The sequence below is a fragment of the Brevibacillus laterosporus DSM 25 genome, from assembly GCF_002706795.1.
GTDB classification, from domain to species: domain Bacteria; phylum Bacillota; class Bacilli; order Brevibacillales; family Brevibacillaceae; genus Brevibacillus_B; species Brevibacillus_B laterosporus.
Window position 1 is genome coordinate 2,395,948 of record NZ_CP017705.1, and the last position, 25,943, is coordinate 2,421,890.

22 protein-coding genes are annotated in these 25,943 nt (G+C 40.5%); 13 read left to right on the forward strand and 9 right to left on the reverse strand.

Annotated features, from left to right (window positions below; translation table 11 throughout):
• Nucleotides 1-151: 151 nt before the first annotated feature.
• On the reverse strand, nucleotides 152-1,234 hold the full coding sequence (locus BrL25_RS11505; RefSeq protein WP_018672051.1) for a LuxR C-terminal-related transcriptional regulator: 1,083 nt from the start codon (nucleotides 1,232-1,234) through the stop codon (nucleotides 152-154).
• Between the two features lie 281 nt (nucleotides 1,235-1,515).
• On the opposite strand from BrL25_RS11505, the gene BrL25_RS11510 reads away from it, so the two are divergent.
• Nucleotides 1,516-2,232 carry a class I SAM-dependent methyltransferase gene (locus BrL25_RS11510; protein WP_018672050.1) on the forward strand — a complete coding sequence of 239 codons (717 nt, stop codon included), beginning with the start codon at nucleotides 1,516-1,518 and terminating at the stop codon, nucleotides 2,230-2,232.
• 57 nt (nucleotides 2,233-2,289) lie between these two features.
• Nucleotides 2,290-3,375, forward strand: coding sequence for a saccharopine dehydrogenase family protein (locus tag BrL25_RS11515; RefSeq protein WP_018672049.1), 1,086 nt, complete (start codon nucleotides 2,290-2,292; stop codon nucleotides 3,373-3,375).
• A gap of 2 nt (nucleotides 3,376-3,377) precedes the next feature.
• Here the strand turns inward: BrL25_RS11515 and BrL25_RS11520 are convergent, their stop codons facing one another.
• The gene (locus BrL25_RS11520; protein ID WP_018672048.1) at nucleotides 3,378-4,466 is read right to left on the reverse strand and encodes a DUF418 domain-containing protein; all 1,089 of its coding nucleotides are present in this window, start codon (nucleotides 4,464-4,466) and stop codon (nucleotides 3,378-3,380) included.
• A gap of 267 nt (nucleotides 4,467-4,733) precedes the next feature.
• On the opposite strand from BrL25_RS11520, the gene BrL25_RS26520 reads away from it, so the two are divergent.
• The gene (locus BrL25_RS26520; RefSeq protein ID WP_197235364.1) at nucleotides 4,734-4,862 is read left to right on the forward strand and encodes a DUF418 domain-containing protein; all 129 of its coding nucleotides are present in this window, start codon (nucleotides 4,734-4,736) and stop codon (nucleotides 4,860-4,862) included.
• An 82-nt stretch (nucleotides 4,863-4,944) separates the two neighbouring features.
• On the opposite strand, the gene BrL25_RS11530 is transcribed toward BrL25_RS26520, so the two are convergent.
• Nucleotides 4,945-5,526, reverse strand: a complete 582-nt coding sequence (locus tag BrL25_RS11530; protein ID WP_018672047.1) for a TetR/AcrR family transcriptional regulator — start codon at nucleotides 5,524-5,526, stop codon at nucleotides 4,945-4,947.
• 281 nt (nucleotides 5,527-5,807) lie between these two features.
• Here BrL25_RS11530 and BrL25_RS11535 point away from each other — a divergent pair, with 281 nt between their 5' ends.
• The 3 genes from BrL25_RS11535 (at nucleotide 5,808) to BrL25_RS11545 (ending at nucleotide 9,407) form a co-directional block, all read left to right on the forward strand.
• A complete protein-coding gene (locus BrL25_RS11535; RefSeq protein WP_018672046.1) occupies nucleotides 5,808-6,710 on the forward strand; it encodes an ArsR family transcriptional regulator in 903 nt (300 codons plus the stop codon).
• Nucleotides 6,710-7,918, forward strand: a complete 1,209-nt coding sequence (locus tag BrL25_RS11540; protein ID WP_018672045.1) for an MDR family MFS transporter — start codon at nucleotides 6,710-6,712, stop codon at nucleotides 7,916-7,918. The genes BrL25_RS11535 and BrL25_RS11540 overlap by 1 nt, the downstream gene beginning before the upstream one ends.
• A gap of 340 nt (nucleotides 7,919-8,258) precedes the next feature.
• Nucleotides 8,259-9,407, forward strand: coding sequence for a cation:proton antiporter (locus tag BrL25_RS11545; RefSeq protein ID WP_018672044.1), 1,149 nt, complete (start codon nucleotides 8,259-8,261; stop codon nucleotides 9,405-9,407).
• A 77-nt stretch (nucleotides 9,408-9,484) separates the two neighbouring features.
• Here the strand turns inward: BrL25_RS11545 and BrL25_RS11550 are convergent, their stop codons facing one another.
• The 4 genes from BrL25_RS11550 to BrL25_RS11565 all read right to left on the reverse strand — a co-directional run bounded on the left by BrL25_RS11550 (nucleotide 9,485) and on the right by BrL25_RS11565 (nucleotide 15,623).
• A complete protein-coding gene (locus BrL25_RS11550) occupies nucleotides 9,485-10,435 on the reverse strand; it encodes an acetamidase/formamidase family protein (protein ID WP_018672043.1) in 951 nt (316 codons plus the stop codon).
• An 85-nt stretch (nucleotides 10,436-10,520) separates the two neighbouring features.
• On the reverse strand, nucleotides 10,521-11,021 hold the full coding sequence (gene nrdG / locus BrL25_RS11555; RefSeq protein ID WP_026315197.1) for an anaerobic ribonucleoside-triphosphate reductase activating protein: 501 nt from the start codon (nucleotides 11,019-11,021) through the stop codon (nucleotides 10,521-10,523).
• An 8-nt stretch (nucleotides 11,022-11,029) separates the two neighbouring features.
• Nucleotides 11,030-13,300, reverse strand: a complete 2,271-nt coding sequence (locus BrL25_RS11560; RefSeq protein ID WP_018672041.1) for an anaerobic ribonucleoside triphosphate reductase — start codon at nucleotides 13,298-13,300, stop codon at nucleotides 11,030-11,032.
• A 238-nt stretch (nucleotides 13,301-13,538) separates the two neighbouring features.
• Nucleotides 13,539-15,623, reverse strand: a complete 2,085-nt coding sequence (locus tag BrL25_RS11565) for a TerD family protein (RefSeq protein ID WP_026315195.1) — start codon at nucleotides 15,621-15,623, stop codon at nucleotides 13,539-13,541.
• A gap of 211 nt (nucleotides 15,624-15,834) precedes the next feature.
• Between BrL25_RS11565 and BrL25_RS11570 the strand changes: the two genes are divergently transcribed.
• Nucleotides 15,835-17,859: a molybdopterin-containing oxidoreductase family protein gene (locus tag BrL25_RS11570; RefSeq protein WP_018672039.1), complete on the forward strand. Its 2,025-nt coding sequence runs from the start codon at nucleotides 15,835-15,837 to the stop codon at nucleotides 17,857-17,859.
• 253 nt (nucleotides 17,860-18,112) lie between these two features.
• Here BrL25_RS11570 and BrL25_RS11575 read toward each other — a convergent pair whose 3' ends face one another.
• On the reverse strand, nucleotides 18,113-19,105 hold the full coding sequence (locus tag BrL25_RS11575) for a hypothetical protein (protein WP_018672038.1): 993 nt from the start codon (nucleotides 19,103-19,105) through the stop codon (nucleotides 18,113-18,115).
• Nucleotides 19,106-19,304: 199 nt separating this feature from the next.
• On the opposite strand from BrL25_RS11575, the gene BrL25_RS11580 reads away from it, so the two are divergent.
• The 4 genes from BrL25_RS11580 to BrL25_RS11595 all read left to right on the forward strand — a co-directional run bounded on the left by BrL25_RS11580 (nucleotide 19,305) and on the right by BrL25_RS11595 (nucleotide 24,137).
• Nucleotides 19,305-20,963 carry a helix-turn-helix domain-containing protein gene (locus BrL25_RS11580; protein ID WP_018672037.1) on the forward strand — a complete coding sequence of 553 codons (1,659 nt, stop codon included), beginning with the start codon at nucleotides 19,305-19,307 and terminating at the stop codon, nucleotides 20,961-20,963.
• A 106-nt stretch (nucleotides 20,964-21,069) separates the two neighbouring features.
• Nucleotides 21,070-22,062 (forward strand): iron-hydroxamate ABC transporter substrate-binding protein, encoded by a 993-nt coding sequence (locus tag BrL25_RS11585; protein ID WP_018672036.1) that lies wholly within the window; start codon nucleotides 21,070-21,072, stop codon nucleotides 22,060-22,062.
• Between the two features lie 22 nt (nucleotides 22,063-22,084).
• The gene (locus BrL25_RS11590; protein WP_018672035.1) at nucleotides 22,085-23,095 is read left to right on the forward strand and encodes a FecCD family ABC transporter permease; all 1,011 of its coding nucleotides are present in this window, start codon (nucleotides 22,085-22,087) and stop codon (nucleotides 23,093-23,095) included.
• Complete coding sequence (locus tag BrL25_RS11595; RefSeq protein ID WP_018672034.1) at nucleotides 23,085-24,137, forward strand: FecCD family ABC transporter permease; 1,053 nt, start codon at nucleotides 23,085-23,087, stop codon at nucleotides 24,135-24,137. Before BrL25_RS11590 ends, BrL25_RS11595 begins: the two co-directional genes overlap by 11 nt.
• A gap of 114 nt (nucleotides 24,138-24,251) precedes the next feature.
• On the opposite strand, the gene BrL25_RS11600 is transcribed toward BrL25_RS11595, so the two are convergent.
• Nucleotides 24,252-24,650 (reverse strand): DoxX family protein, encoded by a 399-nt coding sequence (locus BrL25_RS11600; RefSeq protein ID WP_018672033.1) that lies wholly within the window; start codon nucleotides 24,648-24,650, stop codon nucleotides 24,252-24,254.
• A gap of 219 nt (nucleotides 24,651-24,869) precedes the next feature.
• On the opposite strand from BrL25_RS11600, the gene BrL25_RS11605 reads away from it, so the two are divergent.
• Together BrL25_RS11605 and BrL25_RS11610 are read left to right on the forward strand one after the other, a co-directional pair.
• Complete coding sequence (locus BrL25_RS11605; RefSeq protein WP_018672032.1) at nucleotides 24,870-25,124, forward strand: hypothetical protein; 255 nt, start codon at nucleotides 24,870-24,872, stop codon at nucleotides 25,122-25,124.
• Nucleotides 25,125-25,234: 110 nt separating this feature from the next.
• Entirely contained in the window at nucleotides 25,235-25,939 is a 705-nt protein-coding gene (locus BrL25_RS11610; protein WP_026315194.1) for a response regulator transcription factor, read from the forward strand.
• Nucleotides 25,940-25,943 lie beyond the last annotated feature (4 nt).

A 25,943-nucleotide genomic window follows, 5' to 3' on the forward strand; every position in this document is an offset into this window, starting at 1 on the left:
ATAACTGCACCAAGTTGGAGATACGCATCTTGTAAGGTTAAAACAGGAGAGAAGATGTCGAAGTGTCTATACAAACAGACATTTTGACATGAGTTCCTTATCATAAAGTGAGAGATAAAGGTGATGAACGCTTTGTTTCTGGAAAAGAGGACTACCTATTATGTACACTGAATCGGGAGAATAAGTGCCAAATAAGTTGTCTCCTGCTTGTTACTCCTGTCTTCACGAAGATAGATTTCAGATGATCCTGCACGGTAAAAGGGGAAATATGAAGCGAATGGGCGATCTCTTTGGTAGAGAACCCTTTTACAATTTGATCGAGTATTTGCTTCTCACGCTCTGATAATCCATAGGCTTCAGATATGAGCGGGAGTATGTCAGATGGTTTGGCTGGTTGAAACCAGACTGCCAATTGGACAGAATCCGACTGACCGGTAAGCCTGCTAGCTTGAATAGTTAGATAGGGGCCTTCAGAGAGACGAATACATACCTTTGCCTGAAAGGGTTGTTGTTTTAATGTTACTGTCTCTGATAATGCTCGGAAGCAGACCACTCGAATTGGTCTTGGTAGGGTACTGCTGTCGATACGCTCCCATTTTCGAAGCAAGGCTAGCCAGTTGTCCGCGGCTTTATTGGAGGAAAGAATGGTGAGTTGCTCAGACAGCACCATTATCCCAGGGCCCTCCTCTACCCATGTTGTTTCCTCCGTGGGCAGTAAAATACTTGTTTGGCGTAGATGAGAGGCAATCAATGGAACAAGGGCAGAAATAAATTGACGCTCATCCTCATGAAACAATGGACGATCATGATGGCGAAATAACGTCAAATAACCCCAGCATGCTCCTTCGTACATGAGAGCCGCCCGCATTTCATCTGCAAATCCTGCGGGAAAGAGAACATTTCGGTAGCGAGCACTTTGTTCCAGATTCCCTCCTGTCGCTTTACTTAAAGTAGCAACGTGCTCATCTGCTTTGACCAATTGATCGTATGGGATAAAATCCTCTCGTAGATATTCGTATTCAAATAATTTATGGTGGATTGCCTCGACTCCTTCTTCAGTGATTGCGCCTATGGACAGAAGCGTCTGGGGGTCCACAAGAGAGCAACAGGCTGCATCAAACGGTACAGCACTGCGCAAATGAGTAAGTAACGCTATCCGGTAATCCTGTGATGAAGCAGAGTTTTTCGCCAGAGTCATCAGTTTGTGTTGGATGGCTTTCATCTTTGAATTCATATTTGATATCCCACACTTTCTAAAGACTATTTTGTTCTTTATAAAGAATCCCAGATATGTGGGATAGTGTTTTTTATCCATAGCTTTATAATTGAGAATAATTCTTATTTATAATCTACAGGATACATGAGGCGCTGGAAAGAGCAAAATGTTTTTTACAGCATCGTGCATGTCGTACTCTCATAGTAAGTGTAGTCGTTATGCTAGTTTTCCAGAATTTTAGATAAGGAAGGCTGAAAAGCTTTATAGAGGGACCATTAAAAGGATAGGGGCTATGAATGATGGAAAACGAAAACACAAACACTGCCATGAGCTGGGATCACCCAGACGTAAAACGTTATGAAAAAACCATTTCTTTAAAAATACCAGGCTATTTCCACCTGTATGATATGACGGATCGCCTGATGGCGGCGCAGTTACAAGGAGGAAATTCTAGTTTTGATGTGTTGATTGTTGGAGCTGGTGGAGGACAAGAAATTGTGACGTTAGGAAGCAGACATGAGTCTTGGACATTTACAGGGATAGATCCATCTGCTCAAATGCTGGAAATTGCCAAGAGCCGCGCGGAATCGATTGCATTAGGAGAGCGAGTGTCGCTTATTCAAGGAACGCTCGAACAGCTTCCTTTGGAAAATCAATATGATGCGGCTACTTGTTTGCTAGTACTCCATTTTGTAAAAGGTGTAAAACAAAAGCAGGAGCTACTACAGTGTATAGGAGAACGTCTAAAGCCTGGAGCTCCTTTTTGCCTAGCCTCGTTCAATGGTGAACCGAATACAGGTGCTTTTCATGTACAAATGCAGGCGTGGAAAAATCATATGCTGGACAATGGCATTCCGCCTGAGGATTGGGAGCGTTTTGAAGCTTCTATTGGTCGCGAGTCTGATCTTGTACCAGCCTCGATTGTACAGGAGCTTTTGGAACAGGCAGGATTTACGCATGCAACCCGTTATTTCGGTTCTTATTTTGTTGACGGATGGTTTGCCGTTAAAGCTTAACCTAGCGGACATGTAGAAAAAGTAGAGAAAAGGTCATCTAAAGGAGAAAAGATCATCATGAAAGATACAATCATTGTGGTTGGGGGATATGGACATGTAGGAAGAACAATCTGTAAGGAATTAGGTGAAAAATATCCGGGATTCATTTATGCGGCTGGACGTAATAGAGAGCGTGCTGAGCAGTTTTGCCAGTCAACAGCAGGGAAAGTAAAGCCTCTCCAATTGGATATCTCTGAGCCGATCGATCTACATATGCTCACTGAGGTTAAGCTGGTCATCATGTGTTTAGATCAAAGCGATCCTACCTTTGTACGATCCTGCTTCCAATCGGGAACGCATTATGTGGATGTTTCCGCAAATGGCTCCTTTTTAGCTCAGGTGGAGCGATGGGAAATAGAGGCCAGGGAGAATTGTGCAACAGCGGTTCTAAGCGTTGGACTTGCACCCGGACTAACAAATTTGCTGGTGCTTCAGGCTCAGAAGCTGTTGGATCAGGTTGATGTCATAGAACTAGCCATTATGCTCGGATTGGGGGATCGGCATGGGAGGGCAGCTATTGAATGGACGGTTGATAACCTAAACGCAGGCTTCGAAATCAGGGAAAATAATCGTAACGTGCTGGTTAATAGCTTTACAGATGGAAAGATAGTGGATTTTGGCTCAGATTTGGGACAAAAAAGGGCATATCGGTTTCCTTTTTCAGATCAACAAACGCTTGCCCGTACGCTCGGCATTCCGTCCGTTTCTACGCGCTTATGCTTCGATTCGGCCGTGATGACCACATTCATGGCTGCTCTGCGTGCATCGGGAATCTCGCGTTTTTTAACAGGGAAAAGAGTCCGAAATACTGCAATCAACTGTTTTAGTAGAATTCGCATGGGAGGAGAACAATTCGCTATAAAGGTTGATGCATGGGGGATAAAGGAAAACAGGAACAAGAGCATTGGTTGCTTGCTACATGGCAAGAATCAATCTAACATGACCGCCAAGGTGGCTGTATCGGTTGCTGATGCTATCTATCGCTCTGCGTTCCCGTCGGGTGTTTATCATATTGAGCAGTTATTTGAGCTGGAAAACCTGCAAGGCTGGTTACAAAGTGAAGCCTCTATGGAAATTCGCATAGAGGATAATCTATATAAGTAGGATTACCTACTGCATTTTCTCATGATACTTTCAAGTGGACCTCTACTATATTTGTCCTTCCAAAAAAATGAGAGTACCGCGGTTATTACAAAGAAAGCAAGGGAATAGGAGACGGCAAATTCAAGGGTTTGATTTTCTAGCCTACCGATGTATTGCAAGATACTAAAGCCAATAAACACATGACTCACATAGTGAGTTAACGCCAGTTGCCCGGTTCTAACCATTGTTTTGGTAAACCAGTTGATAGAAAACCGTTCAGTGAAGTACACACATAGCAGGATCACAATAATAGATGTACTTGAACCGGATACAAAATAAAAAATATTGGGGGGAAATGCATTAGTTGAAAATAAGTATCCAGCCGTATCTGTTCCAAGCATGTATCCTACCTGCTTAATGAGTATTGCGGAGAGCACTTCCATAGTGATAGTAACTATGATAGAGCAGATGAGAATTTTTTTACGGTGGTCTTTATCCAATAAATCTTGTCTGCCTAGCCACATTCCCAATAAAAAGAAACATACCCAGGGGAATACGGGATGGTAACCGTTAAATAGTAAATTTCTAAAAAAACCTTCCATTGTCCAGAAATCCAAATAATTGATCATTGGATGCAAAGGGTCCCAGCCTACTAAATAATTGAGAGCGAGCTGGAGAAGCTGGGAGGTAAAGAGAACACTTACTAAAACTAGAAGTAATGTCCTGCTGGAAACAGCAATCAGAAATGAGCCCAAAAACATGTAGACCCCATAATAATGCAAAATGTCTCCTGTCCAGCTAAAGAGGTATAAAAGGATTCCTAAAACAAATAAAAACAGAGCGCGTTTCCAAATGGTACTTCGGCTCTGTCTAATGAAAGCGGGGTTGTTGGAACTTCTCGCTTTCTTCGTCATGAGCGAAATACCGATCCCTGCTAAAATCACAAAGATGGTGGATGCCCTTCCTTGAAACAAGCTGGTTAAAGCTACTAACCAATCGGGTCCATTTGTTCCAGCATTCATTACGGTAGAATAGTTCACGATGATCATACCGAGGATAGCTCCAGCCCTTGCAAAATCAAATTCTAAAATTCTTGTAGATGGTGAAGTCATTTCGTACTCCTCTTTTCTCATCTCATTTTTACGGATGGACATGAAAATCCTCAACATCCATCCGTGTAGAAATTTTTAAAAAGTATGAATAACATTTGTTTACTTACCGGTAAGTAAACAATACACTACAAGTAGAAATATTTTCAAGATTTTTTTTAGCTGGGACCAAATAAATGGCATAAAACGGGAGGATGAATGGTGTATAAAAATGTACGAGGAGAGATTGTATGGGGAAGTTAGGCTGATCTAGTCTGTTGTGTGGACTTTGTGATATTTGAAATACAAGTAATCCTCAGTAATTGGATCAAATACTTTCAGATGGGGCCGGTTGAGAGGTTGTGGCGTCCTCTCACATATGGGGAAAAGCCCCCATTTAACAAGTCCCCATCTCATTAACTGATACAAAGCCAACTGTATAAAAAGGGTGGAAAAACGCCTGATCCTCCAGATGATTTTTGCTTTTGGGACAAATAACCAATCAGTCTTTAGTTACCAAAACACTTTGCACAGCTTGTCTCCAAATGTCCGCATAATCTAAATCAAAGCCCATAAGCATGTAGTTCCCGATATTATCAAACACCATAGTAAGAATATGGGCTTTAGTGCTTAGGTTCTTACTTGATACGATCCCTAATTCTGCTCCTTTTGTTAATAAATCTGAGAATCCTGCAAGAAATCCCTCCAAGACGTGGTGTAATCTTTGCTGGTATTTCCCATTGCGAGTGGAAAGTAAAAGAAACTCGTTGAAAATCAGTGAAATATATTTATCTTCCTTTTGAGCTTCTATCATATGGAAGCCATCAGATAATAATTGAGTTTGGAAATTTTCTTTTGTGTATGCTTCAATCGAAAAGGATTTTTGAAAATCAATTTCTTTGCAAATTTCTTCAAAGAGAAAGTCGATGAGTGCTTCTTTCGATTCAAAGTAGTAATAGATAGCTGGTTTAGAAATCCCGACTTCTTTTGCGATCATAGCTAAACTAGTTTTTTCAAACCCATTTTCGGCAAAAAGCCTGTAGGCAGTTTCAACAATTGTTGTATAGGTGTCGATTTTGTTCATTATAATTGCTCCTTTATGAACCAATAGTATTTCGTGTAGAAGTGAGGTAGGCACTCATCTGATTCTATATCCAAATGGTATCACAATCAGAAATCATTTTTTATATTTTAAAGTAGAAATTACGTAGTAACCGACAAACTCTAGAATTGACCCTTCATATTGATTTTATATGTCTATATACACGTAGATTTTCATAAATATTGACAGTGTATAATTAGTTCTATAAAATTATAACTAAAATTGTTCCAAAAAATTATAACTAATTAAAGGGTGAGGATAGCATGTACAAATTGGAAGTGGACTATGCACCTGTATATGAGTTTGTTACAAGTTTGTATTATTACGTAAATAGGGATCGTTTAAAAATATACGAATTAGGGTCTGATTGGAAGAAAGAGGTAGATAAAAAATTACAGCCTACCTTTAAAGAAGCACTGAAAGATAAACGAATGGAGATTCTTCATCGATTTAGCCTGCTTATACATAAATGTCCTGGAGAACGGACACCTGAGAATTTTATTACGTGGTTTGAACGGCTGTCTACAACTGAAATGTATGATTGTATGCGACCGTGGGTAGATGTCATTCCTATGGATATGATTGATTTACATGAGCATTTTGTGTATCTATTTACCGAATGGAATGAGCAATATTTCAAGCATATAGATCCTTTTATATTGGAAGTTCTTGAAAATGACGCAAATGAAAAAAGGGAATTAATGCAGAATCTGGACCCTGTTGATATTGTGGAACACAGCACAAATGGCATAAGAATTGAATCTGAAAATATTCAAAAGCTTTTGCTTGTTCCTCAATATCATTACGCACCGCTAAGTGTAGTCGATTATTATAAAGGATTCGTAACCTGCCTCTACCCAATAGAGCTAGAAAGGAATTCGCCATACATCTCGAAAAGAACGATTACAATTTTCAATAGTTTGTCGGATGAGAATCGGATTCTTATTTTAAAAAGTCTTTATGAGAAACCTCGAACATTTAAGGAGCTAACCGAAATAACTCAATTAGCAAAAAGCAATCTTCATTATCATGTAAGCATGCTTCGATGCGCAGGACTGATTCGAGCCCACCACTCAAGTGAGAGAGTCATCAATTATAGTCTTCGCTTAGACCAGCTTACGACTATGCAGGATAGATTGCTTTCCTATATAAAGGGGAGTAAATAATGCTACAAGCATGGAAGGAGTTCCATCCTGTTGTAAAGCTTATGTTAATTGGGTCAGTATTACTGAACATTGGAAATGGAATGATAATACCTTATTTTGCTATTTATTTAGGGGAACATACTAATCTTTCCATTACCCAAATCGGTTTTTTGATAGGTTCTAGTTCATTGGCAGCGATGTTCGGTGGATTTTTAGGAGGAACTTTATCTGATTTAATCGGAAGGAAAAAGGTCATGATGGCATCCTTGATTCTCTCAGCTATCATGTTAATTGGATTAACATTCCACCCATTTCCTAGCATACTGATGCTAGTGACAATAGGTAGAGGTTTTACGATGTCGTTTTTTGAGCCTTGTTCTAAGGCATTAATAGCTGACCTTACGGAAAGTGGGAAGAGGCTTCGCGCCTTTTCAATGAAATATTTTTGCGGAAATTTGGGATTTGCTATTGGTCCCTTATTAGGCACAGTTCTGGGCTTACAAGCAACTAGTACGCTTCCATTCTATATTTCTTGTGCTGTATTTTTACTCTACAGCCTTGTATTACATCTTTTATTTGCAAAATATAAGGTTACATCCATTTCTGCACAACAAGAGAAGGTGACCTTCCGAGCATCGATGAAAGCAATGGGGAGAGATAAAATATTGTTCTTATTCCTACTAGGCGGATTGTTAGCGACAACCGTGCATGGTCAATTTTCTGTGACTCTTTCTCAATATTTTTACGCAGATGTAAAGAGTGCCATTACATTCTTAGGGGTGCTATGGTCTGCTCATGCGATTGTTATCATTATCCTAAGCGTCCCTATCCTGCGCCTCATGGAAAAAAGGACCTCCTTGCAATCCATTGTGATCGGGACTTCATTATTTTGTGTCGGCATCGTTGGCTTTGCTTTCTCGCTGAGCTTTACGTCGTTTTTACTTTCAATGATTATTTTTACTATAGGTGAAATTTTTTTGATACCTGCTGAATATGCAATCATTGATGAAATTACTCCGGATCATATTCGAGGAACTTATTTTGGAGCAGTTAGCTTTACTGCACTAGGTTCATTTATCGGTCCAGGCTTATCAGGGATGATTTTGTCACAGTTTAATGGACTTGCTATGTTCCTATTTCTAGCTCTTTTATCTCTTGTTAGTATTATCTTTTATGTCTGGGGAATTCGCTTAAAAGAACAAGGTAAGTCTGCCTCTCTTCATGACTAAATCGAAAATGAAAGAACCGAACAGGACTCAGGTTATAACCACTGTGTGTTGTCAGGTTCTTTTTTCTAGTATAATAATTAGTTTGGATTTGAAGTTTTATATCTAAAATAAAACATATGTAAGATTATAGAAATGTAGTTAATTTTGAAACCTTTTTTGAGATAGTGCGTATAACTCAATCGGGAAACAAAAATGTGTTTGATAAACAGAATATCTGTTTTTTGGAGGAGCCTGCCACCGCAGCTTTGCTATGTCTTTTTTTAGCTACGGTTGATGGGCTCCTTTTGTATTTTTTTCCCTTGGTGTGCTCAAGATATAAACATAAAAGAGGTGGGGAACTATGCTTGTTTTTCAATTAGCAATCATCTTACTAGCTTCAAAGATTGCTGGAGATATCAGTGTTAAATTAGGTCAGCCTTCCGTATTAGGAAAGCTCCTTATTGGTATTGTATTAGGGCCTACTGTGCTTGGGGTAGTAACGAATACAGACATTCTTCAGGAATTGAGTCAAATCGGTGTTATCTTATTGATGTTTATTGCAGGACTTGAAACCGATACGGAGGAATTCAAACGTACTGGTAAGGCTTCAACATTTGTAGGTATTGCGGGAATTATTTTTCCGTTCGCATGTGGCTATCTAGTGGGTATTTATCTACAACTATCTGTAATTGAGTCTATTTTCCTTGGTTTGTTACTTTCTGCAACTAGCGTAAGTATTTCTGTTCAAACATTGAAAGAAATGGGGAAATTAAAATCACGTGAAGGAACAACAATTCTAGGGGCTGCTGTTATTGATGATGTCCTTGTAATTATTGCCTTGGCTTTTGTTATGAGCTTTGCAGGTGGGGACATCAATCTAGGAGAAGTGGTCTTGAAAAAGGTAGCTTTCTTTGTAGTAGCTATTCTTTTAGCATGGAAGGTGGTTCCATGGGTTTTAAATAAATTTGCCCCGCTTCGTGTTTCAGAGGCAGTGATTTCAGCAGGTCTCATCATTTGTTTTGTGTATGCTTACGTAGCTGAGTATGCAGGTGTTGCTGGTATCATTGGTGCTTATATCGCAGGTGTTGCTATAAGTCTAACGAAACATAAGCATGAAGTGTTTGAAAAGGTAGAAACGATCAGTTACTCTATTTTCGTGCCTGTGTTTTTTACGTCGATTGGAGTAACGGCTCAATTTATGGGAATCACACAGAACATCTGGTTAATCCTTGGTTTGAGTGTGGTAGCGATCCTAACAAAGCTCATCGGTTCTGCGATCGGAGCAAGATTAGCAGGATTTAAGTGGAGAAGCTCCCTTGGTGTTGGTGCAGCCATGGTATCACGCGGGGAAGTAGCACTTATCATCGCGGCAATGGGTCTTGAATCCAACCTGTTAAGTAGTGATATGTTTGCGGTTATTGTAGTTGTAGTATTGATTACGACAATTGTGACACCAATGATGATGAAGGTGTTTTTGAGTAATCCTAAAGGGAACAAACAAAATGCTTAATTAGTAGGTAAAAGGGTGCTGACTATGATAGTTGGCACCCTTTTTTATCAGGAGCAGAGAAGTCATCTAATTCATGCTCATTTTAATTTTTCATGTATATCAACAAGTCCATCATTCTCTAACACGGCATGAACACCTACAACATCGTTGACCAGCTGGGTTATGCGTAAATCAACGATAAGGCTGGCTAGATTTAAGGCTTCTTTTCGTTCGTAGCCATATAGCTCCTGCATCCAATCAATCATACCCTCCAGTGCAATCATAGAGGCTTCGTGTAAATCCTTATGGAAACCAAACGTGATTTTACTAGTTGGTGTTTGTGCTCTTGGGAAAGAAAGTGCTTGATCTTCTACTGTAAAAGTGAGGTCAACCAACTCCATCGGACATTCTATGGCAAGGCCAGATACTTCACCATCGCCTTGGGCTGCATGTCCATCTCCTACTGATAAAAGCCCACCATCTACAGGGATTGGCAAGTATAGAGTACTTCCGGGTACTAGCTCTTTACAATCTATGTTGCCACCACAGAAGCGAGGAGGAATCGTCGAATGAATACCTGATTCGTCTGGTGGCATACCCAACACCCCCATAAAAGGGTGGAGGCGAATTTTATGTCCTTTATTGCTAGTTCCTATCAGGTTAGCCGCATCTAATTCCCAGACTAAACCATACCCTTCTCCTTCCTCTATCCCTAGACGGTTATTTACGGCACTGGTAAATCCGCCACCTTCACTCCAGCCCCATGTGCCTACGCGCAATTCATTAATATGTATCGCTAAGCTTTGTCCAGCCTTGGCTTCGGCAATGTACAAGGGACCAATCAAGGCATGTCCGCTATCCTGAGGATGTTCGCGAGTACAAAACTCTATTCGTTTTCCGTCTATCTGTTCAGGGCCTGTGTTCCAATCTGCATCAAGCGTCTTAAATCGAACAGTGTCACCAGAATGAATTGTCAGGATAGGGGTGGCCTCTCTGCTGAAAGAGCCATGCAGAGTCGAACGTTTTGGCTGGATGGTATATGTAGCCATACCCAATTACCTCCTTGGTAGATTATTACAATCGCTTTCTATCAGGATAATACTGAGGAGGTAAAAGGTATAGATTTAATTATTGCTATTCCGTCCATTCGATAACGGAGCCTACTGCAAGACTTTTCCTCACATCAATGATTCGCTGATTACGACTTCCGCGAAAGCGCAAGGAGGTGTCCTTTTGTTCAGCTTTAAATTTACCGTCAATAACGACATCACATAACTCCAATAGCTGACGTTGTTCATCTAACATGAGTAACGCTTCAAAGATAAACCCAGTGTATGCCCAGACCGTCTTATCTGGACAAGCTTTGCGAAAGCTGGTGATAAAGGACGCGCAGGCAGTTGCTGAGAAAAAGGGGTCTCCTCCACATAAGGTCAGGCCATGTAATAATGGATTATCAGAAATCTCCTCAATCACCTCTTGTTGGAGCGCTAGTGTAAAAGGTTGTCCGTAGCTGAAGTCCCACGATTCAGGATTAAAGCAACCATGGCAAGCGTGACGGCAGCCGCTCACAAACACGACCGCTCGCAATCCGATGCCTTCGTTAATACTTTCCCTTCGATATTCGCAGATGTGCATGGATGGATTCACTTATGCTTCACCCGATCCAGAACCTCAGCTTGTTTTGCAGAATTAAAACGTTGCGTATAATCTCCTGTAATATAACCTGTTACGCGGCGTAGACGTTGGAAGTGAACGGAGTCTTCATTGCTTCCACAGTTCGGACATTCCGTGCCAATAATCCCTTCATAGCCGCAGCTTGGGCAGCGATCCAGTGGATGATTAATAGAGAAATATCCTACATTACTTTTTAATGCGTACTGAACAATCTGTTGAAAAGCTACTGTATTTTGTCGGGCATTTCCATCTAGTTCAATATAGGTAATCGCCCCAGCGTTGCATAGCTCGTGAAAAGGTGCCTCAAGTTTAATTTTTTGAAAAGCTGATAAAGAATAGTAGACGGGAATGTGAAAGGAATTGGTATAGTATTCACGGTCAGTAATCCCCGTAAGCTTACCGTAGTTTTTTTGATCAGCTTTCGTAAATTTACCTGATAAGCCTTCAGCGGGAGTAGCGAATAATGTAATGTTTAGATTATATTTTTCGCTCATGTCATCACAGTATTGGCGCATGAATGAAATGACAGAGAGAGCACGCTTGTATACTTCAGTATCATCCCCGTGGTGTTTGCCATAGAGAGCATTCATGCATTCTGCCAACCCGATAAAACCTACAGCTAGGCTACCATGCTTAATTAAATCGGCTACTTCTTGATCGGGATGCAGGTCTTTACCTCCCTCCCAGACACCTTCGCGCATCATGAAATCCGATGCTTTGGCTGGTTGTTTTGCTTGGATACCAAAGCGATGGATCAAGCCGCTGATAGCTACATCCATATAGCTTTGTAGGGCATTATAGAAGCCGGCTATGTCTGCTTGATCGCGTTGGTTTTGACAAATCCCATATTCGATACCCAATTTTACAAGATTGATCGTATTAAACGAAAGATTTCCCTTTCCGCTACTATAATTTCGCCCAAAACGATCTGATATTGATCTTGTCCGACATCCCATTGTAGCAATAATCGTATTCGGATCATCCTCACGATAGTATATGAGATTGAAGGTCGCATCTACATTGACAAAGTTAGGATAGAGGCGCTTGCTGGAGCATTCAATCGCTTTTTGGAACAGATCGTAGTTTGGATCACCTTCTGACTGGTTAATTCCTGTTTTGCATTGAAAAATATGCTGTGGGAAAATAGGCGTTTCTCCATTTCCTAAGCCATTACTTGTTGCCTGTAGTAACGCATGTGATACCAGACGCCCCTCTGTAGAAGTACACATCCCATAATTAAGAGAAGTAAAAGGAATTTGTCCCCCGGCTCGACTGCTCATCGTATTTAGATTATGGATAAGAGATTCAGCAGCCTGATGGGTTTCTGAAACTGTTTCTTCAAAGGCATAGGTATAGCTTTTGGGAAAGTCTTGCTTTAGTTTTTCGTTATCCATATAAAGATGATCATCAGACAAGGCGGATAGAGTAAGATCGGAACCCTCATTAAAATAATGGAGCCCTTTTTTCATATGTTTGACGAATGATTTCCGAACATAGGGAGCGAGATCCCAGTCAATCTTGTTAGCGGAAACACCGCCGAATTGGCTGTTCTGCTGCGATTGAAAGATAATTGCGACTAGAGCCATGGCCGTCATAATACTTTGTGGGGTGCGGACTGACCCGTTCCCTGTATTAAAGCCCTCAGCTAGTAGGCGATCAAAAGGAATGAAAATACAATTGGTTGTGCCGATTGCATATTGGTCTAAATCATGTACATAGACATAATTATGATCAATTGCTTCACGTAGCTCGTTAGGCAAAACGTATTGTTTCACATGCCATTTTGCATATTCAGAGCCCATTTTACTCATTTTTCCGCTGAATGATTCACCGTTTACATTCGCGTTTTCCCGTAGTAAATCCATATCTTGTAGGCCGATGACAGCTTCACTAATGTTGTAAAGCTCGCTTTGCTGCAAACGAAGGCGATCACGTTGTTGACGGTAGGTAGAAAAGAAATGAGAAATATCATTGTGATCCTTTTCACATAAATGTGCAATAATTAACTCGTGAATTGTCTGTGTAGATATTGGATTTATGTAGTTATGTTGCTGTTGCTCTGCGGTGAGTTGATGCATACGTAGTTGCTGTTTAAGTTGTTCCTGGATATACAGGGCAATCTCTTCACTAAGTGCCACGTTTACTGTGCCCATTGCAGGTAAGCAGGCTTGGGTAATTGTTGTGATTAATTTTTCTAACTGAAAGATTTCCTGACGACCATCGCGTTTCGTTATAAGCATGAAAAAAAGCCTCCTGTAATGTAAAAAAACCTTGATGTGTAAGCTGAAAATAAGTTTGTAGTGGTAGAAAATGGTACTAATGCACTCAAAATGTAAGAAGCATTCCCTCATAAATAAGAGAAAATGCTTCCGTAAATGTGGTTATACGCACTATATATAGTCTACGAATTACAAATTACATCAATATATCGTATGTGTCAAATGACGGTACTGTGACTACAGCATCAAGCTACATACGCTATAAATAATCTGACATGATTTTGTCGGTGTCAAATGGTGTTACCCCGCTATTTACAGAGAAGACGGATTGAGCGCGATCAGGACTGTCGACAAGTGTTCCTCTGGCTAAGGCGTGCAATAAAAACAGGTCATATAAATTAGGCTTAATTAGATTGGTCATGGCCTTTCCCATGAGCAGCATGCTGTTTCGATTATTTTCAACGTTATTGGAATATATTGGATCAGTAGTAAGAGCTAGATCGGTCCAGATGACCTGGCGAGTCTCTACATCAATAATAACGGGAATGCAAATCGTTGTGTCAGCAGTGATATCGATCTTATTTTGAACGGTAGATGGTTCAAAGATTTCACCAGAATTAGGGTGCTGTCGCATCATCCAGCCAGCAAAGCATTCAGGAAGATCACAGTAAGGGTGACTGGTAAAGGAATGTAGAGACATAGAAATATAACGAGCCCCTGCTTTTGTAGCAGCAGATAAATCGATATCAATAAACTCGCAGGCACCTTGTGGAGCAGTAGTAATATCCCCACTATGGTAGGCCTTAAAGGAAGCTGAGACTAGATTGGTATAGGAAATGTGTTCTAAATCATTCCAGTTGTGATCATACATCACAGCAGATAAATCAACATCCACTCGATCTGTCGGAATTTGATTCACAACGCCTTCTCGCCACCATGTAAAAAAGCGAATGGTATCTCCTGCTGGTAAATCAAGCTTAGAACCTCGCGTAATCGTACAAAGAGCCTTCTGAGCTGAACGTTGGGAGAAGGGAACAGTATAATGACGTAATCGTTCATCGATATATACATAGCCCAGCGGTGGCAGTTGAGAAAATCGGTGTATGAATTCTTTTTGACAGATGGATGTGATTGAATCCCCGATTTCCTTAGTAAGAGGAGCCAATGTATCAGCGCTCACTTGAACTTTAGCTACATTTCCTTTTGGGAAAAATGTACGAATGACTTGTGGAGTGTGACGGTTAGCAAAATGCGTCATCACCTGCAATAAAACGGGAGAAGAAACCTGATCTATCACTTGTTCAAAGGCATAAACGATTGGTTGCCAATTCGCACTGAGACGTATCATGTGATCGAGACGGCGTGCCAATTCGCCCGGTCTAGTGGACAGTAGCTCGATTGCTTCCGGTAGCTGTCTATGTAATAGAGCTTGCTCTACTTTACTGTTAAATGTCTCGATTTTTTGGTTATTTCGAATCAGATAAAATGCATCAGCACACCGAGGGAAGCGTTGCTTGTATTCAGTAGGGTGTAAAATTTCCCCTAATCGAATCCAGCGATTCTTATAGCGTAGCATGTCTTCTTCAAGGGCATGGCAATTCTCTAATAATCCCAAGATAAAACGTCTTTGGGCACGTGTAAATTTACGGAATGGTGTAGTACGAGATAGACTGATATCACCACCAGATAAGGCTGTGGCTACCCGTAAGACATCTGTTGCTGTCTTGATATGTTTAGAAAAAAAGCCAGGGGACATTTTACTAGATGTGAATAGTAAGCCTGCTACCAGAGCAATGTTTTCTTTTAACGGAATATCTAACTGCACAAGAGGATCCAAAACCTGATATTCTTGTATAAAGAAGCTGAGATCATCCTTGTCAGTTTCGGACAGAGAGGTTTTGGATTGTACAAGATTCCAGAAAATTTGCTCTAATTCCTCTTCATACCCAAGTCCAATAACAGTTAACTGGCTACGATCAAGCAATGGAAGGCGTTTCTTTACTTCTTCAATAGGAAGAGAAAGGGTGAGATAGTGAATAATGGCGTTCACGTATAGGCTTGCTTGACTTTCTTCCATTAGTTGTTGGGGGAAATTTTGGTACATTGGACGGTATCTTACATGATCCCCGACCAGTTTCTTTACGTCTTCTTCTAGTTGTTGAAAGAAAGTAGTAAAATCTTCGATAGATAGGGTTTGCAACCGTTCGATCAATGGTTGGGAGAAGGTGTAGCCGAGACGCTCCATGTTTTTTAAGGCGGTAGCTAGGTAAGGAAGAGGTAAATGACTGATTCCAGTAGGCACAAGTAGCTTACATTTTCGTCTTAGATAGATAGAATTTTTCATTGGCATAGTAAAAAAATCAGGAGAGCAGTGCCCCTAATATCCATTAGTTGTAGAAGGAAGGAGCACTATAGCCTGATTTTATATCCTTTTTATTATTTTTAAAGGGTATATTTTGAAAGGTAAAGATTATTCAATCATTATAGTATAGAAACAAAAGCCTGTAAATAAAATGAAAAACAGTAGAAAAGAGAAGTAGTGAGGAGGAGAAGCCATGACAAAAGAGCATACCAATATCTGCCCCCACGACTGCTGGGACACCTGTAGTATGACAGTGACTGTGGATGAATCGGGGAAAGCAGTAAAAATTCGCGGTAACAAAGAACACCCTGTAACCAAAGGCTTTCTGTGCATAAAGGTCAATAATTATTTGGAGCGGGTGTATCATCCAGAGCGGATTTTATATCCAATGAAAAGAAGCGGTAAAAAAGGAGAAGGAGTTTTTGAACAAATTTTGTGGGAGGAAGCCATCCAGCTCATTACAGATAAATACAAGGAAATCATACGTCAATATGGTCCTGAGGCTGTATTACCTTATAGTTATGCTGGTACCATGGGGCTGATTAATTATGGTAGTATGGACCGACGCTTTTTTGGCAAAATGGGTGCTTCTCGTTTGGCACGTACTTTATGTGCATCTGCTGCCTCAGCGGCTCTACACTCTGTATATGGAACACGACTTGGTGTTGATCCAGAGGATATGGTGCACTCTCGCTTGATTATCGCATGGGGCACCAATACGATTCATACGAACGTCCATCAGTTTCCGATTATGGAGGAAGCACGGAAGAACGGGGCAGTCTTGGTGGTCATCGATCCGTATAGGCATGAGACGGCAGAAAAGGCAGATATTCATTTGCAAATCAAACCAGGGACAGATAGCGCTCTTGCACTGGGTATGATTCATTTATTAATTCATAACGATCAGCTAGACCATGCATACATTGCCAACTATCTACAAGGCTTTGATGAGCTAAAAGAGCGAGTAAAACCATATACACCAGCACATGTAGCTAGCATTACGGGGCTTTCTGAGCAAGAGATCATTGAATTTACTCAATTATATGCAAGCACCAAAGCTTCCCTTATTCGCTGTGGATTTGGTCCGCAGCGCCATACGACTGGGGGAGAAATCATTCGTACGTTGGCAGTGCTTCCAGCATTAACAGGAGCCTGGCAAGAGCTAGGTGGAGGCTTCCTACTTGCTAATATGGATGTTGGAATTAATTATGAGAATTTGTATCGAACGGATGTGTATGAGGGAACCCCGCGGGAAATAAACTGTGCGCAACTAGGCTCCGCTCTATTGCAGCAAGACAACCCAGTAAAGGCTCTTTATGTCTACAACAGTAATCCAGCTTTAGTGACTCCTGACGCTAATAAAGTTACGGAAGGGTTACTGCGAGACGATTTGTTTACAGTAGTCCATGAGCAACATATGACAGAAACCTGCCGTTATGCAGATATTATATTGCCTGCGACCACAACTCTGGAGCATCTGGATATTCATACCTCCTATTGGCATTTATATATTCAGTTAAATGAGCCTTCTATTGCACCCTTAGGAGAAGCCAAATCTAATACGGAGACATTTCGTTTGTTAGCGGAGGCGATGGGATATACGGAAGACTGCTTTAAGGATAGTGATGAGGATTTAATTAGGCAGGCTTTGGACTCTACCCACCCGTTTCTTAAAGGAATCACGTATGAGACGCTTAAGGAAAAGAAATATCAGAAAATAGCATTTGAAGGGGAGCATTTCTTTCCTTTTCAGCATGGCTTCCTAACTCCAAGTAAGAAGGTCGAAGCGCTTGCTCCACAAATGAAAGAGCTAGGCTTAGAGCCGTTGGTTAATTACACACCGCTTGAGCAAGAGGAGGAGAATCCTGAGCAATATCCCCTACACTTTTTGACGGTGAAATCAAAGCATTTCTTAAATTCTAGCTTTGGAAATGTAGAGACACTAAAGAAGCGGGAAAAAGAGCCGGTCCTCTATATGAATCCTCAGGACGCACTTTCACGGGGGATCGCAGAGGGAGACCAAGTGAAAGTATATAATAATCGTGGAGAGATCGTCCTCCCAGCTAAAATCAGTGAAAAAGTGGGAGCAGGTGTGCTAGTTACCCCTATTAATTTATGGCAAAAGAATGTGAATGTAACCACCTCAGAAGCATTAACTGATCTGGGCGGTGGAGCAACGTATTACACCAATTTTGTAGAGGCAGTGAAAATAGAATAGGAGGCATGGGGGATGGATATGAATGGATTAGTCGGTATACCGCACTGTCTAAGCATTTTCTTTCATTCTTTGAACAGCAACAGGATTTGCACACAATTTCATCTTATCGACATCCCCATTTCGGTGAATTAAAGGTTAGCTATGCTGAGGTAGTCCAACATATTGTCAATCACGGAAACAGAATAACGAAAGATTTTACATTAGTAAAACAGGCTGAAGGAGACGTGAGTAGACTTCTTCAGCCTGTTTGTTGTTATGCTCCGAACAGTTGCTCAACCTTTTGCGGTAACGAGCCCCAAAACTTAGAGATGTCTGGTTTAGCGTCACCGATGATACTCTCATCTGCTTTTCCATGTTCGTAAATCATATCTTTGTTTTTGTTTACAATCTGTACGTACTCCGTAATGATGCTTGTGGTCTTGGTATCACTATGAGCTTTTATGAATTGTTCGTACGATTTTTTTACCTCTGGCAACAGCTTCATTGTTTTTTCATCAATGGCATCGTAACGGTAGTTGCTGAGATATTCTTGTAAATAGGTTTGATATAGATTCCTAACATCTGTTTTCTTGATTCCGTTATGATAGGTGGTTAAGTACTTTTCTACTTTTACGATGCGTTCTCCCAGCTCTTGACGTGTAATACTTAAACGACCATCTCTTGAAATGGGTTTATTGTATTCGTCCCATTGTAACTCCATGTACGCCTTCAGGTCGCCAGTGAAATAGCTAGAGTATTGCTTCAAGGCATCATAATCTACCACCCAATATAGATCTCCCTCGTTATCTGTTAAGGCAAGCTTACCAGCAAATTTATCCTGCATGTATTTCTTTAAAGGCTCATCTTTCATTTTTGTCACATCTACAGGGAATCCGATCTCATATAGCTTTTGAGCATTGTTATTTTCCGCTAATAATTTCGAAAAGCTTTCATTCAATCCAATCAGGTGAGTGGCATAATATTCATCCAGAATCACGAATAGTTGATCGGCAGTTTCACTTTTTACGTTTTTGATAGTCTTATCCAAGTAGGCGATTAATTCAGCAGGCTCTTTCGTTTGCGATGCGATCTCCTGCATTTGTTTTATTACGTCTTGTTCTGCATTTTGTTGATTTTTCTGCGTAGTACTTGTCTGAGGTGTGGTTTCTCCTTGTGCCGGGGGGGAGCCTGTTGAAGTATTTCCACAGCCTGTTACTAATCCAACGGCTAACACTGAGCTAAGCACCAGATATCCTGAATATTTCATAGGAACCACTCCGCATCTATTGTTATTATTTTGTCAATTAGTAATTTATGTAAAAAATATCTATATGATATCAGACGATACAGTATGTCAATTGGTTTCAAATATATAACCAGCTTTGCTATACTACATATAACTCCAAAATATTGAGAATCGTTATCAATGAACTAATGATGACAAAACATAGAAAGTGGCGACAAATATGTCAGATCAACAACAACAACATCTGTATCCTGATGAATCGACTAGAAGATTGGATCAATACCAATGGAAGCTACAAGAGATAGAACTGCTTAAAGGGAATCATTATAAACCAAGACCGTTGATCCATCAGCTAACGAACTCCTATGCTCTGCTTATAGCACTTCAAGGTCAAGGTCATGTCTTAATTGATGAACAAGCTCATCCACTACTAAAGGATGGGGTCTATGTATGCACACCAGGTCAAACACTTGGGATTGAATTAACCTCAGAGGCCGAAGCTCATTGTTATGTGATTTACTTTCATGTATATCAGGAATCGGGAAAGCGGAAGTCACATTTGAAATCTGTGCGTGATAAGGGGCTCTTTGGGAGGGGAGGAGAAGTTCCGCATACGATCTCCCAACTTACAATGATGTGCCAAACGATCGACAAGCAATGGAAAAGTCCGAAATCGCTGGATCGTTTTTTGGGGCAAATCTCTTTTCTACAGCTTATTCATACGCTTATGAACAATAGTTATGTTCGCATTGAGGATTCCAAAACTACGATTGCTAAAGCAAAAACCTATATAGATACTCATTTTAACAAAAGCCTTTGTTTAGACGATCTAGCTAAAATTGCGGGGGTAAGTCCAAAGTATTTTGGCGAGCTGTTTAAAAAGACGTATGGGATAGGTGCAATCGAATATGTAACAAAGGTGAGGATGAATCAAGCAAAGCAATTTATGAGTAGACCGCAGGTTCGGTTAAAGGACGTTGCTCATCAGATTGGTTATAACGATGAGTTTTACTTTAGCCGTAAGTTTAAACAGGAGGTAGGTGTATCGCCCACCACTTACATGAAGCGACGTCAGAAAAGAATAGCTATATATAGTCATCGGCTTCTTGGTTATGTCTTAGCATTGGAGGTGATTCCTTATGCAGCTCCTCTGCATCCAAAATGGTCGTCCATATACTATGAGAAATATCGTAGCGAAATACCTATTCATTTAAGTGCGTACCGTATTGATTACAAATGGCAAAGCAACATTGAGGTATTAGAACAAATCAATCCCGATCTTATTATCAGCATAGATCAATTAGAAGTAAAAGAGAAAGCAAAATTGGAACAGGCGGGATCAGTGAGTTATGTCTCATGGAGTGATACAGATTGGAGAACACAATTTCTGCAAACAGCCGAGTTATTACAAGTATCTCGGGATGCAGTCATGTGGCTTTCGTCTTATGATCGCAAGGTGAAGATGATCAGAGAGAAAATCAGTGAAACAATAAAGAACGATACCTTTCTAATTATCCGTCTATTAAAGCAAAATATATATGTATACAGTAATTCTAGTATGACTCAGGTATTTTATGGTGATCTGCAAATGATTCCCGCTCATCCTTTGTATGAAGGGGGGATTGATGAAAAAATAACAATACAGGAGCTGGCGAAGTATGATCCCGATCATATATTGGTACTTGCATGCCCCGAAACTGAGACACTAAATTACTGGAAACATCTACAAATGACAGCCGAGTGGCAAGAGCTTAGGGCGGTTCGTCTAAATAAAGTCCATGAAATCTTATCAAATCCCTGGCGTGATTACTCCCCACTAGCTCATGAGCGTTTAATCGAGGATGTCTATCGTCTCTTTTCTGGAAATCGTCCATATTGATTCCGGAAATCGTTCATGGTCGAGCAGAGTCTACTCCTCTATAATCGTAAATGAGAATTATTATCAAACATTTCAGGTTGTCTTATCGAGAGGGGACATTATAAACATGAATAAACGTAAGTTTCTAGGAGTAGGTCTAGTAGCCATATTGGCTCTGATGGTAACGGCTTGCGGTGCGAAAACAGAGACTACAGCACCTACCAATACGACAGCTACTAGCAGTGACAGTCAAAAAGCATCAGAATCAACCACAGGTGAAACAAGAACGATTAAGTATCTCGATCAAGAATATAAAGTTCCAGCCAAGACAGACCGCATTGTCATTACAGGTAGTATGGAGTCTATGGAAGACGCTGTGGTTCTAGGTGTACAACCAGTAGGTGCGATTTCTGTAGGTGGTAAATTCCCAGATATTTTTGCAAGTATTACAGGCTCATCAGAATCCATAGGTGAAAAAATGCAACCAAATCTGGAGACCATCCTCAAATTAAAACCAGACGTGATCTTAGGTTCGTCTAAATTTAAACCAGAAGTATTTGCGAAATTTGGTAAGATCGCACCAACGTTCCCGGTTTCTCATATCTCAAGCAATTGGGAAGCTAACCTGCACCTATTAGCTGAATTAACAGGAAAGCAAGCAGAAGCAGAAGATGTATTGAAAAAATATAAAGAAAATGTAGAAGAGGCAAAAGCTTCTTTGGGCGATAAGCTGAAAGATAAAAAAGTAGTAGCGATACGCCTGCGTCAGGGTACGATCAATATCTACCCAGAAAAGGTTTTCTTTAACCCATCCTTATATGCGGAATTAGGTTTTACAGCACCAGAGGAAGTTAAGGCAGCAAAAGCACAAGAGGCTATGTCGTTAGAAAAATTTAGTGCCATGAATCCAGACTATATCTTTGTACAATTTTCACCTGATGAAAATAAAGACCAACCTAAATCATTAGAGGATCTAGAGAAAAATCCAATTTGGCAAAGCATAAATGCTGTGAAAAATGGTCATGTTTACGTGAATGTAGTCGATCCATTAGCACAAGGTGGTACAGCATGGAGCAAAATTAACTTCTTGAAAGCTGCGGTGGAAAAGCTGTCCAAGTAGATAAAAAGGCGAGAAGAGTACAATGAGAGTAAAGAAATCAGTACCAGTTGCCATTTTGTTGACATCACCAGTTTTTATTGTGATCCTGATGGCACTATCCATTGTCTATGGAACTAAAAACATAGAATTAAGTGCAGTTCAGGATGCTATCTTTCACTTTGATTCTGGTAATGTTGATCATCAGATTATCATGCATTCCAGATTGCCAAGAGCTATAGGAGCACTGTTGATTGGGGCATTCTTAGCAATGTCGGGAGCTTTAATGCAGGGGATGACCAGAAATTTTCTGGCATCTCCTTCCATTATGGGGGTATCAGACGGATCAGCATTTGTTATTACAGTGTGTATGATCTTTATGCCAAACACATCTTCTCTACAAATGATAATGTATTCCCTGATTGGTTCAGCGATAGGGGTAGGAATTGTATTGGGGTTTGCATCTCTATTGCCTAATGGTATGACCCCAGTCAGATTGGCTATAATCGGGACCGTTATTGGAACAGTCCTGAGTAGCATGTCGCAAGCCTTGTCCACCTATTTTCAAATATCGCAGAATCTCAGTTTTTGGTATAACTCGAGATTACACCAGATTGATCCGGATTTGATCACATTAGCCATTCCATTTGCAATCGTAGGTATTTTGCTGGCGTTATTTTTGTCTAAATCCATTACGATCCTGTCATTGGGTGAGGAGATAGCGGTCAATTTAGGACAGCGTACAGCTCTGATTAAAGGGCTGACGATGCTGACTGTTGTCATTTTGACTGGTATTTCTGTTGCTTTGGTAGGTAAGATTGGATTCGTTGGATTAATTGTTCCACATATTGCTCGCTTTTTGGTAGGAATAGATTATCGATGGATCGTACCGTGCTCAGCAGTGATTGGTGGAATATTTTTAGTATTTTGCGACATCCTTAGTCGGTTTATGAATTACCCTTTTGAAACACCAATCGGAGTAGTTACCTCACTGTTTGGTATTCCATTCTTCCTCTATTTGATTGTTAAAAAAGGGGGAGAAAAACATGGCTCTTAACAAAAAACAATCGCATGCATTTGCTAAGACGTCGACTACTCGATTTTGGACGGTTATTGTGGCAAGTATTTGTCTGGGATTACTAGCTACTTATATTAGTGTTACAAACGGCGAGTTTGATATGACGATCAAAGACGTTATAAACACACTGCTGCGTATTGATCCTAATCCTGAACATGACCTGGTTATCTTTGATTTTCGTTTACCGCGTATTGTGATTGCGGCACTTGTTGGTATGGGGCTAGGGATGGCCGGTACCGTTGTTCAAGCAATTACCCGAAATGGACTTGCTGATCCTGGAATATTAGGTATTAATGCGGGTGCAGGGTCTGCAATTGTATTGTTTATCTTTCTATTTGAAGGGAAGATGGGTAACGAAGGTTTATTAACAACATTAGCCATGCCTATGTTTGGGTTGATGGGGGGGTTACTCTCTGCTTTGCTTATCTATCTATTTGCTTGGCAAAAGGGGAAGTTAGATCCACAGCGCCTTATTCTGGTTGGAATTGCAGTTGGAACGGGCTTAGGGGCATTTACTCTCTATCTCTCTTTACGCATGAACGCAAAGGATTTTGAGATGGCAACAGTGTGGATGACAGGCAGTATTTGGAGTGCTAACTGGATTTATATTGTGGCTATGCTACCTTGGTTTATCTTGTTTATTCCGGTCCTTTTTCGAAAAGCCAACATCTTAAATCTATTACAGCTAGATGAAAGCAGCGTTAGAGGGCTTGGTGTGTCCACAGAAAAAGAAAAAATGGTGCTCTTACTTGCTAGTATCGGGATCATTAGTGCATGTGTATCAGTGTCAGGTAGCATTGGTTTCGTTGGACTAATGGCACCACATATTGCTAAAGCTTTGGTAGGGAATCATCACGCGCGTGTATTACCAGTATCAGCTTTGATGGGAATGCTCTTGGTTCTTGTGTCAGATTTTATTGCAAAGACTGTTTTCTCGCCGGCGGAGCTTCCTGTAGGAATTGTAATTGCGATTATAGGGGGACCATACTTCCTTTACCTGCTGTATAAAGCAAGGGCCTAGATGATAGGGTTAAACAGTATTTAATACAAAAGCCTGGAGCATATAACTCCAGGCTTTTGTTTGTAGAAAGAAATGGTTTCTTATGCTTGGAAAAGCGTTAATTCGTACTGTAAGTTACGCGCGCTCTTTTTTTCCATAAGGAAGCAAGCTATCTACGGCTGCCATACTACTGCCATTCAATGCAAGATATAGTCCCATTGTGAAGAGAGCTAGGTCAAATTCATAGCCACCGATGAAACCAGCTGCCAATTTAACTTTTAAGGTAGCTCCTACCATGATGACCATGAGTAAAAACGAAATGGCACGAGTTCCTAGCCCTAAAATTAATAGAATACCTCCTACTAATTCGATGGTTCCAACCACATAAGCTAGGAAACCAGGTAGGCCGATACTTTCGAAAAATCCTACAATGTTTTCAATGCCCCCCTGGAATTTATCAAGACCGTGTAGCAAGAAGGTCAAACCTAATACGACACGAAGAATAAGTGCGCCAAGCTGTTGTTTGTTTGCCACTTTTGTGTAGCTCCTTTCAGATAATATTTAGTTACTTACTAATTATAAGTATAATAATGTCATTGTTCACTTTTGTCAAGCGTCTAACTATAATGTTGATTTTTTCCTGTCAGGTTCATATATATATGCGTATCTTATGCTCTTCATAACTTCTTTATATATACTTCATAAGTTCCTCACTTCTTTTCTGTATGCTAGAAAAAAAGAGGAGGAGCATATATGAAAAAAATGATTTTTTCTCTAACGTCGTTGCTAGTAGTCATGGGAATTGCTACAGGGGTATACGCAAGCACGTCACAGGTAACACCAGACCAAACGCAAAAGGAATTTGAACAGATGCGCCCTTGGATGAAACAAATGCACCCACAAATGACAGATGCACAAATCAAATCTATGTATGAAAGTTGTCACGGGCAAAACGGCATGCATGATAGAATGATGAAGAATTATACAGACCAGACTCCAAATCGTTAAATAATCGCTTATAATAAGAGAAGAAAACAGGATAAGGCAGACTTTCCGTAAAGGAGGGGCTGCCTACTTGTGCATTTTTGCACATAGTAAGCGAGGCGGGTGAGAGCAAGATGGGTCAACACAAGATTTTAGTTGTTGATGATGAAGAAAATATTTTGCAGGTAATTCGAGCTTACCTAGAGAGAAGTGGTTACATTGTTTATGTAGCAGAGACGGGGGAGGCGGCACTTCACCTTCATCAACTTTTACAGCCAGATCTCATGATTTTAGATTTGATGTTACCTGATATGTCGGGAGAGGATATATGCCGACAATTACGTAAAACCTCGAATATTCCTATTCTTATGCTGACAGCAAAAAGTGCTGAGGATGATAAAATTAATGGGTTATTAATGGGAGCAGATGATTATGTTAGTAAGCCATTCAGTCCACGTGAATTAGTGGCTCGGGTTATTACTTTGTTACGGCGGACAAGCTCTACTAAAAAACAAGAGCAAGTTCTTACGTTTCTACAAAAACGTCTATGTGTGGAACCAGAACTCCATCAGGTTACGCTAGATCAGGCTTGTATCACACTGACTCCCATTGAATTTAAATTGCTGTATACATTAGCTAGTCAACCCAAAAGAGTGTTTAGTCGTCTGGAACTAATTAATCAAATACAGGGCTATGGATTTGATGGATATGAACGCACCATTGACGTACACATTAAAAACGTAAGGCAAAAATTAAACGATGACCCCAAACACCCCTCTTTTATTTCGACAGTATTTGGTGTGGGCTATAAATTTTTGGTGAACCGTGATGAAGCATAAAGGG